A 14,918-nucleotide genomic window follows, 5' to 3' on the forward strand; every position below is an offset into this window, starting at 1 on the left:
GGGACCGCGCCGTCTTTCTTCGCGCGCGACGCGTCTCAGTTCCGCCGCAGCAGACGCTCGAAGTAGTCGAGTTCCTCCGCCGGGCGGCTCGGATCGCCGAGCTTGCGCCGCAACTCCTCCAGGATGCGCCGGGCCCGCTCGACGCCGGATTCCTCGGCGGTGGGCACCCGCACGCGGCCGTCCGAGAAGTCGCGGCTGCGGGTCGGGCGGCCGAGAGGGTCGTTGTCGCGCGCACCCTGCCGCCCGGGCTGATTGGGGTTGCCCTGGCCCTGCTGCCCGTCGGCCGCCTGCTGGCCGTCGCCGTCCTGGCCCATCTGCTGCATCTGCTGGGCCATGCCCTGCGCGCCGCGCTGCAGGCCTTCGAGGGCGCGGCCTTGCGCGTCGACGGCGGAGCCGTCCTGGCCCTGGCCGAGCGCGTTCTCGGCCTCGCGCATCGCCTGCTCGGCGTCGGACAGGCCCTGCTCGCCCTGCATCCCGAGTTCCTTCATCCGCCGCTGCAGGTCCTCCAGGCGCTGGCGAAGGGCCTGCTGGCGTTCGCCGACGCCGCCCTGCTTGTCGCCTCCGGGCTGCTGGCCGCGCTGCCCCTGCTGCTGGCCGTCCTGGCCCTGCTGGGGTTCACCGCCGCGCTGCCCCTGCTGGCCACGCTGTCCCTGCTGGCGCTGTCCCTGCTGGCCCGGCGGCTGCGGCTGGCCGCGGTTGCCGAAGCGGCGCTCCTGGCCCTGGCGAAAGGTCTCGTCGCGCAGGCCCTGCTGCTCGCGCGCCATCGCCTCCAGGTCCTGCATCTGGCGGTTCATCTCGCGGGCGGTGGGATCCGACATGCGCGAGTTGGGCTGCGCCGTCTGAAGGTTCTCCAGGATGCCGCGGAGCTGGTCGAGCAGGCGCTGGGCCTCGGCCACGTCGCCGCGCTTCATCGCCTCCTGCATCTGGTCGAGCATCTTCGAGAGGTCGTCCGGCGTCACCGTGCGGTCGGCCTGCTGGTTCTGCTGCCCGGGATTCTGCGGGTTCTGCTGCTGGCGCTGGGCGAATTCCTTCAGGAAGCGGTCCATCGCCTGGCGCAGCTCCTCGGTGAGCTTGGCGATCTCCTGATCGGACGCGCCGCGGTCCATCGCGTCCTTGAGCCGGTCCTGGGCGGCCCGGAGCGCCTTCTCGGCATCCGAGAGGTCGCCCTCCTCGATCTGCAAAGCCATGGTCCAGAGGAGGTCGGCGACCTCGGTCAGGGCCTCGTCGGTCTTCGCCGCCCGCAGGCGCCGCACCGCCTCCTTGAGGCCGAGGAAGACGCCCCATTGCGGCGTGAACCGCTCCGGCGCGATCAGCAGCGCGTCGAGGGAGGTCTCGACCCGGGCGCGGCTGCCGTCCGGATCGAGGACGAGGCGGCGGCGCTCCTCGGCGAGCGAGCGGGCCAGCGGCTTGGTGAAGAACCGGCCGGGCAGGGTGAAGGCGAGGGGGGCGGACCGCCCCTCCTGGCCCGCCTCGTCCTTCGCCACCAGGGTCAGCAGCACCTTGGCGCCGGCCCAGGGGTTGTCGGTGAGGTCGATCAGGGTGCGGGTGTCGCTGGCCCCTTGCGCATCCGCCGGCAGGCTCAAGGTCAGGCGCGGCGGGGGCACCAGGCTGCGCCCCTTCGTCTGCGGCTCGACGACGCCCTCCGCGGAGGCGAGGCCGTAATCGTCCTTGGCCCGGTAGGCGAGGGTGAAGGTGCCCCGCCCGTTCGTCTCCGGCTGGCCCGCGAAGGCGATCTCCGGCGGCCGGTCGGGGATGGTTTCGATCGTGAGCCGGTGGGTGCTGGCGAATCCGGTGTGCACCGCGACCTCGGCTGTGCCGCCGGTGAGCGTGAAGCGCTCCTCGCGCAGGTCGGGCCGCGCCGGCGCGGCGGCGGGCAGGGGTTTCAGCCCCGCGCCCGGCGTCACGGTCGCGTCGGAGGTGCCGGCGATGCGCACGACGAGCGTCGAGTTCACCGGCGCCCGCAGGCGCTGGCCCGCCTCCGCCAGGGTGACGATGAGGGGCGGCGTGCGCGTGTAGAGCGGCGGGTCGATCCAGCCGTCGACCCGGAACGACGGTGCGGCCGCGGCCGGCCCGCGCCAGTCGAAGGCGGCGCGCAGGCGGTCGCCGGCCTCCGGCCCCGCCACGAAGGCGCCGGCCACCGCGGCGAGGATGGCGCCGGCACGCAACGCGTAGGGATCGCGGCGGGTCATTCCCGGCCGCGGGCCGGAGACCTTCAGGCGGGCGAGGGTCGCGGCGGCGCGCCTGCGGTGCAGCGCCCAGAGGGCCTGCGTGCCGGGATCGTCCCCTCCGAGCGCGAGCGTGTCCTCGAGCGTCCGGGCCGGGCGGTGGGACAGGCCGGCATCGCGGTCGATCCGCGCCAGCGCCTGGATGCGGGCGATCCGGCGCAGGCGCAGGAGCGGCAGCAGCACCCCGACCAGGGCGAGGCCGAAGACCGCCACCCCCGCCATGCGGAGGGCAGGCCCGGCATCGAGCCACAGCCCGAGCCACGACGCGGCGAGGAAGATCAGCACCACCGCGAGGCCGCGCCACAGGATCGGCCAGGCCTGCTCCCACAGCGTCACCCGCCCGGCGCGGACCACCAGCCGGTCGAGCCCGGCGCGCACCGGATCGACCCGGCCTTCCGGGGCGGCTTCGCGCTGCGCGGTGTCCGGCTCGGCCTTGCTCATGCCCTGCTCCCGCTGGTCCCGTCCGGGGACGGGCGAAGAGGGCAGGCTAGCATGCCGGTCCCGGCGGGCCAGCGGGTCAAATCGGCTCAGGCCGACAGGTCTTTGCGGGGCTCCTGGCGCGGCCGGCCGGAATCGAGGGCGTGCGGCACGCCCCCGCTCTGCCGCGCCGCCGCCTCGCGCAGGGGCTGCACGGCGTGGCGGGCCTGGGCCAGGGTCGCCTGGTGCTCGGCGGCGATGCGGAACGCGCGCTCGACCACGGCCTCGGCCCGGGCGAGGAGACTGCCTTCTCGAAGGTTGCCTTGAAGGTTGCCTTGGGGCGCCATCACGTCGGTTCCTCGCGGATCACATGCTGGCACGTTAGCCCGCGAGGATTGGCCGCTCCGTTCGGAAATCCGGTCGCATTTTAGCGATCGGCGCGGGATCGCTCAGGCCGCGAGCCACTCCGGCACCCGGTCGAGCCCGATCAGCTCCTCGTAGGTCGGCCGCGGGCGGATCACCGCGTGATAGGCTCCCCGCACCAGCACCTCCGGCACCAGGAGCCGGGTGTTGTAGGTGCAGGCCTGCACCGCGCCGTAGGCGCCGGCCGACATCACGGCGATCAGGTCGCCGGGCCTGACCTCCGGCATCTCGCGGGTGAGCGCCAGGTAGTCGCCGCTCTCGCAGACCGGGCCGACCACGTCGGCGGTGAGGCGGCCCGCGTCGGGCTTCGGCTCGGCCACCGGGCGCAGGGCGTGGTAGGCCTCGTAGAGCGTCGGGCGGATCAGGTCGTTCATCGCCGCATCGACGATCACGAAGGTGCGGCCCTCGCCGTGCTTGACGTAGACCACCCGCGTGACGAGCACGCCGGCATTGCCGGCGATCATCCGGCCGATCTCGAAGACCGGCTTGAGGCCCAATGGCTTGAAATGCGGCCGCAGCACCGAAGCGAAGGCGGCCGGGTCCGGCGGGGGCGCGTTGTCGTCGCGGTAGGGGATGCCGAGGCCGCCGCCGAAATCGACGTGGTGGAGCCTGTGGCCGGCCGCCATCAGGTCGCGGGCGAGGCCGCAGAGCAGGGCGGCGGCGTTGTCGTAGGGCGCGAGGTCGGTGATCTGGCTGCCGATATGCATGTCGACGCCGACCAGCGACAGGCCCGGCAGGCGGGCTGCCCGGTCGTAGACCTCGCGGGCACGGGAGATCGGGATGCCGAACTTGTTCTCGGACTTGCCGGTCGAGATCTTGGCGTGGGTGCGGGCATCGACGTCAGGGTTGACCCGGATCGAGACCGGCGCCGTCGCGCCCTTCGCGGCGGCGACCCGCGACAGCTGCTCCAGTTCGGGCTCGCTCTCGACGTTGAAGCACAGGATGCGGGCGTCGAGCGCCGCCGCCATCTCGGTCTCGGTCTTGCCGACGCCCGAGAACACGATCCGCTCGCCCGGCACGCCAGCGGCCAGCGCCCGGCGCAGCTCGCCCTCCGAGACGATGTCCATGCCGGCGCCGAGGCGCGCGAGGGTGGCGAGCACCGCCTGGTTCGAGTTCGCCTTCATGGCGTAGCAGACCAGCGCGTCGTCCCCGGAGAACGCCTCGGCGAAGACCCGGTAATGCCGCTCCAGGGTGGCGGAGGCGTAGCAGTAGAACGGGGTGCCGACCGCGCCCGCGAGCCGTGCCAGGTCGACGTCCTCGGCGTGGAGCACGCCGTCGCGATAGGTGAAGTGGTGCATGGAAGTTGACCGGGATCCGGACGCTGCCGCGAGCGCGTGAGACGCGCCCTCTACACGAAACCGGCCGGGCTTTGCACCCTCGCATCCGGTCAGAGGATCGGGTCGAGGGGGAAGGGCTCCTTGGGGATCACGTAGCCCTTGCGGCGGCGGGACGACGACTCGGTCGGGGCCGGGATGCCGGTCGGCGCGGCGACGGCGGCGGAGGGCAGCTCGTCCTCGGGGTCGGGCGCGGAGGCGCCCGCCGAGAGCCCGACGCCGGCCGGCAGGGTGTTGACGGCGGCCGTCCCGGTCTTCGGCCGTGTCCCGCCGGCATTGCCGCCGGCTTGCGGCTGGACGGCCGGCGCCGCCGCGGGCGGCGGCTCGAGCGGGCCGCGCCGGCCGCAGGCTCCGGCCGAGAGGGTGATCAGGCCGAGGAGGACGAGGGTACGGGGACGGAACACGGGCAGGATCCGGAAAACGCGAAGCGTGGCCGCGGCACCATAGCGGCCCGCACCCCGCGAGGCGAGCCCGGGACTCGCAGGCCTTTGCGGGGCCGATGCACGGCATTCGAGCGTGGCCGTTAAGGCGGCGTTGGAAGCGGACCGCGAGAGTGCGGCAGCGGCTGACGGACGGCCCCGCCGATGCCCCGGCGACACACCGCCCCGGAAGGCGGCGGCCGGGCAACGGCGCGGCGATCGTTTCGCTCGCCAATCCGCTAACGAACAGTTAAGCTTTTGGCCGATCGCCGCGTCGGCTTCCGTCGCGTTTGTGAGAGTCCCGTGAGCCTATCGACGGTGCGGCTGCACCAGCTCCTCGTCGCCGCGGCTTTCCTGGTGCCGTGCGTCGTCCTGGTGGGCGCGGCGTGGTGGAACCGGGCCGAGGTCCTGCGGGAAGAGGACAGCGCCGTGGTCCGCACCGCGGCGGTGATGCACGAGCACGCCTCGAAGGTGTTCGACACCGCCGAACTGGCGATGGACCGGGTCGACGACTACGTCTTCGACCGCAGCTGGACCCAGATCGCCGCGCCCGCCACCGGCGGCTTCCTGGCGAGCCTGAAGGCGCCGCTGGCCCAGGCCCGGGCGGTGTGGGTGGTCGATCCGCAGGGGAAGATCCAGGCCTCGAGCCGCGAGGCCGATCTCGGCCGCGACCTCGCGGCCCGGGACGTGTTCTCGGTCCACCGCCCGCGCGACATCGGCATCTATGTCAGCCCCGCCGTGCGGGAGGCGGACGGCACCACCGCCTTCATGGTCAGCCGCCGCCGCTCGACCGACGACGGGCGCTTCGACGGCGTGATCGTGATCGCGCTCGGCACCGAGTATTTCGGCCGCTTCTACGCCGAGATCGCCGCCCCCACCGACCACCGGGCGATGCTCCTGCGCGCCGACGGCGCGATCCTGGTGCGCGAGCCGCCGGGCCCCGACGTCGACGAGCGCCTCGCCCCGGCCGATCCGCTGCTGCGGGCGATCCGCGCCCGGCCGCAGGGGGGCGCCGCCACCGGCACCCCGCCGGGGGAGGCCGAGCGGCTCTACGCCTGGCGGCGCATCGGCGATTATCCGGTCGAGGTCGCCTTCTCGGTCGAGACCGTGATCGCCCTCGACCGCTGGTACGACAACCTGCGGGTCTACGGCCTCGTCGCCACCGTCTCGGCCCTGACCCTGGTGCTGATGGCCTGGCTGGCGCTGGCCCGGGCGCGGGCCGAGCAGCAGGCTTTGGCCGACCTCAAGCGCGAGCACGCCCAGCGCCTCGCCGCCGAGAACCAGCTGCGCCAGTCGCAGAAGATGGAGGCGGTGGGCCAGCTCACCGGCGGCATCGCCCACGACTTCAACAACCTGCTGGCGGTCATCACCGGCTCGCTCGAACTGGTGCAGCGCCGCATCGCCCGAGGGGACACCGATGTCGGCCGCTTCATCGCCGGCGCCCTCGACGGCACCGACCGGGCGGCGAAGCTCACTCACCGGCTCCTCGCCTTCGCCCGCCAGCAGCCCCTGGAACCGCGCCCGACCGATCCGAACCGCCTCGTCGGCGGCATGATCGACCTCCTGCGGCGCACGCTGGGCGAGACCGTCCGGGTCGAGACCCGGCTGATGCCCGACCCGCCGGCGATCTTCGTCGACCAGAACCAGCTCGAGAACGCGATCCTCAATCTCGCGGTCAATGCCCGCGACGCGATGCCGGGCGGCGGGCGGCTCTCCCTGGAGACGGCGCACGGCGCCCTCGACGACGGCACCCGGGCCGTGTCCGTGACGGTGCGGGACACAGGCACCGGCATGCCGCCCGACGTGGTCGCCCGCGCCTTCGAGCCGTTCTTCACCACGAAGCCGCAAGGGCGGGGCACGGGCCTCGGCCTGAGCCAGGTCTACGGCTTCGTCACCCAGTCGGGCGGGCGCGTGCGCATCGACAGCCAGCCGGGCCAGGGCACCGCCATCGAGCTGACCCTGCCGGTGAGCGCAGACGGGGTGCCGGCCGAGACCGCCGGCCGGTCGCTCCTCGCGGCGGCGGTGCCGGGCCGGGCCCGGCAGACGGTGCTGGTGGTGGAGGACGACGCCGCGGTGCGGCTCGCCAGCGCCGAGACCATCGGCGAGCTCGGTTACCGCACCGTGACGGCCCCGGACGGCGCGGCGGCGCTCGCCGCCCTCGACAGCGAGCGGGACGTGGCGGTGCTGTTCACCGACGTGGTGATGCCGGGCCTCGACGGGCCGACGCTCGCGGCCGAGGCGCGGCGCCGGCGGCCCGCTCTGAAGGTGATCTTCGCCACCGGCCATCCGCGGGACGACGAGCAGGACGGGCCGCGCCCGGGCCCCGGGGAGACGGTGTTGCGCAAGCCCTTCACCATCGAGGCCCTGGCCGAGGCCCTGGAGGCCGCCAGCCGGGCCGAGGCCTCGGCGTGAGCCGAGGCCTCCCTCGACTGCTTACTTGTGGGTCTGCTCGTAGTAGTCGATCGCCTTCTTGCAGTTGACCGAGATCTTGTTCATGTTCTTCTCGAAGCAGCGGTCGACCTGAGGGCTGTCCGGCGGCAGGTTGCCGCAATAGGTCATGTAGTCGCCGGTGCAGTACTTCTTCAGGTTGGGATCGTCCCGCTGGGCCAGGGCCGGCCCGGCGAGGACCATCAGGCTGCCGGCAGCCAGGAGAGCGAGCGACATCGGCCTGAGCATCATGTCTGTCGAAGCCTTGCAGAGCGTGGGAAGTGGCAGCGACATGGCCCGAAACCCGCATCCTGACAAGGGCCGCGGGACGGAGGCGATGCGGGGCGGTCGCTGGCGAGGCTGGCGCCCCGGCGGCCCGCAAAGCGGGAAACTCCTGTCGGGGCAGGGGCTTGGGTCGTGTTTCCGGCCCGTTTCCAACCTGATGCTTTGCGGCTTCGCGGGGCTTCGAGCGGGAGCGATGTGCCGCAGAGCACACGGCGCCGCGCCATCCCCCCGGTCATCCCCGGATCGTTCCCTCGGCGTGGTCGGGCCTGCCTGCGCTCGACCCTCGTCGTCACCCGGCCGCGGCGGGCGTCGGCAGCGGGGTCGCCTGCGGCATGCGCGGCTCGGGCCGGCCCTGGCCCTGCATCAGGGCGTCGGCCAGCTCGGCGATCCGGCGTTCCAGGGCGGCGTTCTGGGCCGCGATCTCGGCGGTGGGGGGCGGAGACGCCGTCCGCGCGGCCTGCTGCAGGGCCGTCTGCAGCCGCGCGATCTCGGCCCGGGCGGCCTCGGCCTCGGCGGCGTGGCGGGTGTTGAGGTCGGCCAGCGCGTCCTCGAGGGCCTGGATCTGCTCGCGGGCGGCGCTGGCGACGCTCTCGCCCGCCGCGGCCACCTGCCCGCGGGCCGCCCGGACCCGCTCCTCGGCGACGCCGCGCGCCGCCTCGGCCTCGGCCCGGCCGCTGCGGCTCGCCTCGACCTCGGTGCGCAACGACGCGAGCTCGGCGAGTGCCCGCTGATAGGGGCCCTCCAGCGCCCGCATCGCCTCCTCGGCGGCGGCGCGGGCGGTGCGGGCCTCGGCCAGCTCGCCCTGGACCTGGGCGAGGTTGCCGCGCGCCGCCGCGAGGTCGCGCTCGATCTCGCCGAGATGCGCGTCCCGGCGCTCGATCTCCTGGGTGAGCGTACCGATGCGCACGGTGCGCCGGCCCATCTCCTCCATCTCGGCCCGGCGGGCGGCCTGCGCCTCCTCGACCCGGCGCTCGAGCTGGCGCTCGCGCACCGCGAACTCGGCCCGCAGGTGGTCCTTCTCGGCGGTCAGCTCGACGATCGACATCGGGTAGAGCGCCTCGAGCCGCCGCCGCGTCAGGCGCTCGGCCCGGGCGTTGAGCGCCGGAAGGATCAGCAGGGCGCACAGGCTGGCGGCGAGGAACCCCAGCGCCGCGAACATCAGGGACTCGATCACCCGGGCGATACTCTCTCGGCGTCCGGACGGGAAATCCCGGGCGGACGGTGGATACGGTCGGCGCGCCCCGCGCACGGCATCGGAGCCACGCGCGGGCGGCGCGGCCGGACCCTGCCACGGGACGGCCGCCAGGACCAGCGTGGCCATGCGCGGCGGGTTCCCGAAAAGGGTGTCGACCGACCTGCCCGGACACCGCGTCAGAACGGGTTCCAGGTCGGCGAATCGGTGAATTTCAGGTAGCCGACATTGATCCCGAAGCGCGCGCCGACCCCGGCACGGATCGGCACGACCACGATGTTGTCGGCGGTCACCGCCGACATGCCGAACCCCCCGACCACGTAGGCCGAGCCGTCCATGCCGACGAAGCGGCGGTAGAGCGCGTTCACCCGCGGCAGGTTGTAGATCAGCATCATCGAGCGGGCGCCGTCGCCGCCGACGTCGAAGCCGAGGGAGGGGCCCTGCCAGAACACCTTGCGCTGGCCGGCATTGCGGGTGAACAGCGTGCCCTCGCCGAAGCGCACGCCGCCGATGATCGCGCCGGAGGCCTCCTGGCCGAGGATGTAGCCGTTGGGCTCGCCCCAGCGCCGCGTCGCCTCCTGCACCGTCAGGGCGAGGCCGCGCGAGACCGAGCCGAAGAACTGGTGGCCCGAATCGATGATCTCCCGCGGCTGGAAGGTGCCGGGGTCGCCGGGGCCGCGCCCCTGCGCCGCGGCGGGACCGGGCAGGGCGGCGAGCAGCGCGGGCGCGGCGAGGAGGAAAGCCGCGAGGGCGCGCCGGCGCGAGACGCCGGTCTTCTCCCGACCCGACGCGGCGGAGCCGGTCTTCTGCCGAGCCGGAAAGGCGGAGGGTGCTGAGAGCATTCGTTAGGCATCCCGGCTTAATGTGGTCTCTGCCGGTGTCCCCGGGGCGTCGAGCCCAGGGGAGCCGGCGCGGACGGGCGGCGGGATGCCACAGATGCTGCGAATATGGGTAAGATCCGGTTAACGCGGCGCGGCCTGCTGTCGCTTCTGCCCGCAGGGGCGATCGTGCCTGTCTCCTTCGCCCTGCCGGCCCGCGGCGAGACGCCGCTCGGCGTGCCCGGCCTCTACGCCGCCGATCCCCTGACCGCGCTCGCCCTGCGCGGCTTCGATCCGGTCTCCTACCGGCTCGGATCCGCGCCGCTGCCCGGCGCGGAGGCGCATGAATTCACCTGGGCGGGCCTGGTCTGGCGCTTCGCGTCCGCGTCGAATCGCGGCGCCTTCGCCCGGACGCCGGAGGCCTATGCGCCGCGCCTCGGCGGCTTCGATCCGGAGGGCATGGCCGCCGGGCGGCTCGTCGAGGCCGATCCCCTCGTCGCGGCCCTGCGCGACGACCGACTCTACCTGTTCCGGGATGCGGAGCGCCGCGCGCGGACCGGCATGACGCTCATCGACGCCGCGGAGGCGCGCTGGCCGGAGCTGCGGCCCGAGGCCGTGATCGGCGGCTGAGCCCGCCGGCTCAGCCCCGCATGGGGCAAGCCGCCGGCAGCACCGCGCGGCCGGCCTGCGCCGGGTCGCCGAAGGCCGCGAACGGGCCGTTCCGGTACTGGCCCGGCCGGCGGCCGTAACCGAGGCGCCGGCCGTCCGGACCGACGAGGCAGCCGCCGGCCCGGGTCAGGATGTGGTCGCCCGCGGCGGTGTCCCACTCCATGGTCGGGCCGCAGCGGACGTAGACGTCGCCCTCGCCGCAGGCGATGAGCCCGAACTTCAGGGCCGACGAGACCCCGCGCCGCGCGCCGATCGGCAGTGCGGCGAGGCAGGCCTCGTCCGCCGCCTCGCCGTGGCTGCGGCTGACCAAAGCCGTCATTCCCTCCGCCGGGGCGGGCCGCGCCGCAATCGGCCAAAAGGCGCCCGGCACGCCGTCGACGATCGGCGCCTCGACGGCGTGGTCCCCGGCAGCCCAGACCCGCCCGAGGGCGGGGGCGGCGAGCGCCGCCGCGACCGGCCGCTCGCCGGCGACGAGCGCGATGTTGACCGTGTACTCGCCGGTGCCCTTCAGGAAGTCCCTGGTGCCGTCGAGGGGATCGACGAGGAAGAACAGGGCGGCCGGGGCGGCCTCGGCGGCGGTCTCCTCGGCGATGACCGGGATGCCGGGCCAGGTCCGGTTGAGCGCCGCGACGATCTGCGCCTCGGCCGCGAGGTCCGCCTGGCTCGTCGGCGAGCCGTCCGCCTTGAGGTGATGGCGGCAGCCGCCGAGCTCGAAGCGCCGCAGGATCACCCCGGCCGCCGCGGCGATCCCGGCGAGCCCGCTCGCGATGGCGTCGCGCTCGGGCGGCTCGGGCGGGCGGTCGAAGGAGAGGGCTGGCATCGTGAGCGCGGATGTCATCCCTCCGTCATGCCCGGCGCCGGCGGGTTTGTCGATCGATCCGTGCGCGTGACGACGCGCCGGTCGCCTTTTCAAATTGCCGCGCGACGGCTATCCGTGCCGGCAAACCGTGGCGGGAGCCGCCGCGACCTCGACACCATCTGCCGGCCCCGCGGAGCGCCCCCATGACCACCGTCACCCTCGACGCCCTCGACCTCTCGGCGCTGCTCTGCTCGCGGGTCTGCCACGACGTCATCAGCCCCGTCGGCGCCATCGTGAACGGCCTCGAGGTGCTGGAGGACGAGGACAGCGCCGAGATGCGCGACTTCGCCCTCGACCTGATCCGCAAGAGCGCCCGGCAGGCCTCGGCCCGCCTGCAATTCGCCCGCATCGCCTTCGGGGCGGCGGGCTCGGCCGGAGCCAGCATCGACCTCGCCGATGCCGAGAACGTCTCGCGCGGCATGTTCGGCGACGAGAAGACCCAGCTGTCCTGGAGCGCGCCCCGGGCGCTGTTCCCGAAGAACAAGGTCAAGCTGCTCCTGAACCTCGTGGTCATCGCCGTCACGGCGATCCCCCGCGGCGGCGTGATCGACGTCAAGGTCACCGGCGAGGCCGAGGCCCCGCTCTTCGTCCTGACCGCCAAGGGCGCCTATGCCCGTATCCCGCCCCACGTCGAGGCGCTGATCGCCGGCACGCCGGCGAGCGGCACCGTCGACGCCCACGCGATCCAGCCGTTCTATGCCGGCCTCGTCGCCCGGGCCGCCGAGATGGGCGTGCGGTTCTCGATCGAGGGCGACACGGTCACGATCCGGGCCGAGCCCGCGGCCCCGGCCGAGCCCGAAGTCGAGCCCGAGGTCGACGGCGACGGTAACGGCATCTAACCCCCGCGGCCGGACCCCGGGGCAGGGCGTTTCCCCGCCCGCGCCCCGAGGTTTTCCCCGATCCCGGTGCGAACAACGACCGGGACCGGCCAGTGTGAGGATTTCCGGCAACGGATCATAAAGGCTCCCATGGCAGCGTAGAGACTGCGCAGAGATCCTGCGTGGATCGACGAGTGGCTGCGATGGACGATTTGTTGCGTGAGTTCCTGACGGAATCCGGGGAGCACCTGGACACTGTCGATCTCGAACTCGTCCGGTTCGAGCAGGATCCCAACAACCAGACGATCCTGCGGAACATCTTCCGGCTGGTGCACACCATCAAGGGCACCTGCGGGTTCCTCGGCCTGCCGCGCCTCGAGGCGCTGGCCCATGCGGCCGAGACCCTGATGGGCAAGTTCCGCGACGGGATGCCGGTGACGAGCCCGGCCGTCAGCCTGATCCTGCAGACCCTCGACCGGATCAAGCTGATCCTGGCCGAGCTGGAGCGCACCGGCGGCGAGCCGGCCGGGGTCGACGAAGACCTGATCGGCGCCCTCGAGCGTATGTCCGAGGGACCGATCCCGGAGCCCGAGCCGGTGCCCGTCGCCCCCCCGTCGGCCTCCGGCACCCTGGTGCTGCAGGTGCTGGAGCGGGCGCTCAAGCCCGGCGAGGTCTCCCTCGACGACCTCGAGCGCGCCTTCCGCGACACGCCCGGCCCGGAGGCCGAGGTCGAGCCCCTCGCGCCGTTGCCGGCACCCGAGCCCGTCCGGCAGGAAGCCGCTCGTCCCGAGCCTGTTCGCCAAGAGTCCGTTCGCCAAGAGCCCGTTCGCCAAGAGCCCGTTCGGCAAGAGCCGGTCCGTCAGGAGGTCGCCGCGCCGGCGTCCGAGCCCCGCCGGGCCGACCCCGCGCGGACCGAGCCGGCCGCCGAGGCTGAGAGCGGCCCGGTCAGCAAGGTGCAGACGATCCGGGTGAACGTCGACACCCTCGAGCACCTGATGACCATGGTCTCGGAGCTGGTGCTGACCCGCAACCAGCTGCTCGAGATCGCCCGCCGGCACGAGGACGGCAACTACAAGGTGCCGCTGCAGCGCCTGTCCCACGTCACCGCCGAGCTGCAGGAAGGGGTGATGAAGACCCGCATGCAGCCGATCGGCTCGGCCTGGCAGAAGCTGCCGCGGGTGGTGCGCGACCTCTCGTCGGAACTCGGCAAGAAGATCGACCTGGTGATGCAGGGGGCCGAGACCGAGCTGGACCGCCAAGTCCTCGAGGTCATCAAGGACCCGCTCACCCACATGGTGCGCAACTCGGCCGATCACGGCATCGAGTCGGGCGCGGAGCGCAAGGCCGCCGGCAAGCCCGACAAGGGCACGATCCGCCTCAACGCCTTCCACGAGGGCGGCACGATCACGATCGAGATCGCCGACGACGGCAAGGGCCTCGACCTGCAGGCGATCCGCCGCAAGGCGGTCGAGCGCGGCGTCGCCACGGAGGCCGAGGTCGAGCGGATGACCGACGCCCAGGTGGCGAAGTTCATCTTCCACGCCGGCTTCTCCACCGCCAAGGCGGTCACCTCGGTCTCCGGCCGCGGCGTCGGCATGGACGTGGTGAAGACCAACATCGAGCTGATCGGCGGCACGATCGACATCCAGACCCAGCTCGGCCGCGGCACCACCTTCACGATCAAGATCCCGCTGACCCTCGCCATCGTGGCGGCGCTGATCGTTTCGGCCCGCGAGCAGCGCTTCGCGATCCCGCAGGTCTCGGTGCTGGAACTGGTGCGGGTGCAGCCCGGCACCGACCACACGGTGGAGCGCATCAACGGCTCGCCGGTCCTGCGCCTGCGCGACCGCCTGCTGCCGATCGTGCCGGTGGCGGCGATGCTCGGCCTCGACGCCCCCGACGCCCCGGCCTCGACCGACGAGGGCTTCGTGGTGGTGAGCCAGGTCGGGCGCCAGCGCTTCGGCATCCTGGTCGACGGCGTCTTCCACACGGAAGAGATCGTCGTGAAGCCGATGTCCTCGAAGCTGCGGCACATCCCGCTCTTCTCGGGCAACACCATCCTCGGCGACGGCGCGGTGGTGCTGATCATCGATCCGAACGGCGTCGCCAAGATGGTCGGCTCGGGCACGGCGAGCGGCCAGCCCGGCGAGGTGGAGGCCGAGGCCGAGGGCGACGAGAACGGGGCGGATCAGGCGGTGACGCTCCTGGTGTTCAAGGGCGGCGGCGACTCGCTGAAGGCGGTGCCGCTCTCCCTGGTCACGCGCCTCGAGGAGATCGACGCGGCCAAGATCGAGTGGGTCGGCGGGCGCCCGCTGATCCAGTATCGCGGCCGCCTGATGCCGCTCGTCCCGGCCGATCCGTCGCAGGCGCTCAAGCGCGAGGGCGCCCAGGCCCTGGTGGTGTTCTCCGACGGCGAGCGGTCGATGGGCCTCGTGGTCGACGAGATCGTCGACATCGTCGACGAGGTGCTGGACGTCGAACTGGTCACCGAGCGCTCCGACCTGATCGGCTCGGCGGTGGTGCGCAACCGGGCGACCGAGATCGTCAACATCGCCCATTACCTGCCGCTCGCCCACGACGATTGGGGCCAGACGGCACACCGCGCGGTGCCCAAGGCGCCGAGCCTGCTCCTCGTCGACGACTCGGCCTTCTTCCGCGAGATGCTGACCCCGGTGCTCAAGGCGGCCGGCTTCCGTGTGACGCAGGCCGGCGATGCCGAGGAGGCCATGCGCCATCTCGGCGGCGAGGCGAAGCTGGATCTCGTGGTCTGCGACCTCGAGATGCCGGGCCGCTCGGGGTTCGACCTGATCGAGGCGATGCGCAAGAGCGGCGGACGACTCGCCGCGATGCCGGTGGTGGCGCTCGCCGGCACGATGGCGCCGGACTCGCTCGCCCGGGCGCGTGCCCTCGGCGTCGCCGATTGCGTGGCGAAGTTCGACCGCTCCGGCCTGGTGGCGGCGGTGAACGAGATCACCAGCGCCCCCCTCGACGCCGCGGCATGATCCGCTGACGCGATCGTCCGGGCGCGCTTG

At 73.2% G+C, this 14,918-nt stretch carries 12 protein-coding genes; 4 read left to right on the forward strand and 8 right to left on the reverse strand.

What is annotated here, in order from left to right:
- Positions 1-35: 35 nt before the first annotated feature.
- The 4 genes from DK412_RS17735 to DK412_RS17750 form a co-directional block, all read right to left on the reverse strand.
- The gene (locus DK412_RS17735; protein WP_109973026.1) at positions 36-2,666 is read right to left on the reverse strand and encodes a TIGR02302 family protein; all 2,631 of its coding nucleotides are present in this window, start codon (positions 2,664-2,666) and stop codon (positions 36-38) included.
- 86 nt (positions 2,667-2,752) lie between these two features.
- On the reverse strand, positions 2,753-2,989 hold the full coding sequence (locus DK412_RS17740; RefSeq protein WP_109973027.1) for a hypothetical protein: 237 nt from the start codon (positions 2,987-2,989) through the stop codon (positions 2,753-2,755).
- A gap of 102 nt (positions 2,990-3,091) precedes the next feature.
- Positions 3,092-4,363 (reverse strand): diaminopimelate decarboxylase, encoded by a 1,272-nt coding sequence (gene lysA, locus DK412_RS17745; RefSeq protein WP_109973028.1) that lies wholly within the window; start codon positions 4,361-4,363, stop codon positions 3,092-3,094.
- Positions 4,364-4,452: 89 nt separating this feature from the next.
- Complete coding sequence (locus DK412_RS17750) at positions 4,453-4,803, reverse strand: lipoprotein (RefSeq protein ID WP_245447031.1); 351 nt, start codon at positions 4,801-4,803, stop codon at positions 4,453-4,455.
- Positions 4,804-5,121: 318 nt separating this feature from the next.
- Here DK412_RS17750 and DK412_RS17755 point away from each other — a divergent pair, with 318 nt between their 5' ends.
- Complete coding sequence (locus tag DK412_RS17755) at positions 5,122-7,230, forward strand: hybrid sensor histidine kinase/response regulator (RefSeq protein WP_109973029.1); 2,109 nt, start codon at positions 5,122-5,124, stop codon at positions 7,228-7,230.
- Between the two features lie 21 nt (positions 7,231-7,251).
- Here the strand turns inward: DK412_RS17755 and DK412_RS17760 are convergent, their stop codons facing one another.
- The 3 genes from DK412_RS17760 to DK412_RS17770 form a co-directional block, all read right to left on the reverse strand.
- Entirely contained in the window at positions 7,252-7,482 is a 231-nt protein-coding gene (locus tag DK412_RS17760) for a 3',5'-cyclic-nucleotide phosphodiesterase (protein ID WP_244539550.1), read from the reverse strand.
- 337 nt (positions 7,483-7,819) lie between these two features.
- A complete protein-coding gene (locus tag DK412_RS17765; RefSeq protein ID WP_109973030.1) occupies positions 7,820-8,704 on the reverse strand; it encodes a hypothetical protein in 885 nt (294 codons plus the stop codon).
- Between the two features lie 197 nt (positions 8,705-8,901).
- Entirely contained in the window at positions 8,902-9,564 is a 663-nt protein-coding gene (locus DK412_RS17770; protein WP_245447034.1) for a DUF1134 domain-containing protein, read from the reverse strand.
- A 165-nt stretch (positions 9,565-9,729) separates the two neighbouring features.
- On the opposite strand from DK412_RS17770, the gene DK412_RS17775 reads away from it, so the two are divergent.
- The gene (locus DK412_RS17775) at positions 9,730-10,170 is read left to right on the forward strand and encodes a YHS domain-containing (seleno)protein (protein WP_245447036.1); all 441 of its coding nucleotides are present in this window, start codon (positions 9,730-9,732) and stop codon (positions 10,168-10,170) included.
- A gap of 10 nt (positions 10,171-10,180) precedes the next feature.
- Here DK412_RS17775 and DK412_RS17780 read toward each other — a convergent pair whose 3' ends face one another.
- On the reverse strand, positions 10,181-11,047 hold the full coding sequence (locus DK412_RS17780) for a 3'(2'),5'-bisphosphate nucleotidase CysQ (RefSeq protein ID WP_245447038.1): 867 nt from the start codon (positions 11,045-11,047) through the stop codon (positions 10,181-10,183).
- Between the two features lie 164 nt (positions 11,048-11,211).
- On the opposite strand from DK412_RS17780, the gene DK412_RS17785 reads away from it, so the two are divergent.
- On the forward strand, positions 11,212-11,907 hold the full coding sequence (locus DK412_RS17785) for a histidine phosphotransferase family protein (protein ID WP_109973032.1): 696 nt from the start codon (positions 11,212-11,214) through the stop codon (positions 11,905-11,907).
- A gap of 182 nt (positions 11,908-12,089) precedes the next feature.
- On the forward strand, positions 12,090-14,888 hold the full coding sequence (locus DK412_RS17790; RefSeq protein WP_109973033.1) for a hybrid sensor histidine kinase/response regulator: 2,799 nt from the start codon (positions 12,090-12,092) through the stop codon (positions 14,886-14,888).
- Positions 14,889-14,918 lie beyond the last annotated feature (30 nt).

The organism is Methylobacterium sp. 17Sr1-1, from assembly GCF_003173775.1.
Classification (GTDB): domain Bacteria; phylum Pseudomonadota; class Alphaproteobacteria; order Rhizobiales; family Beijerinckiaceae; genus Methylobacterium.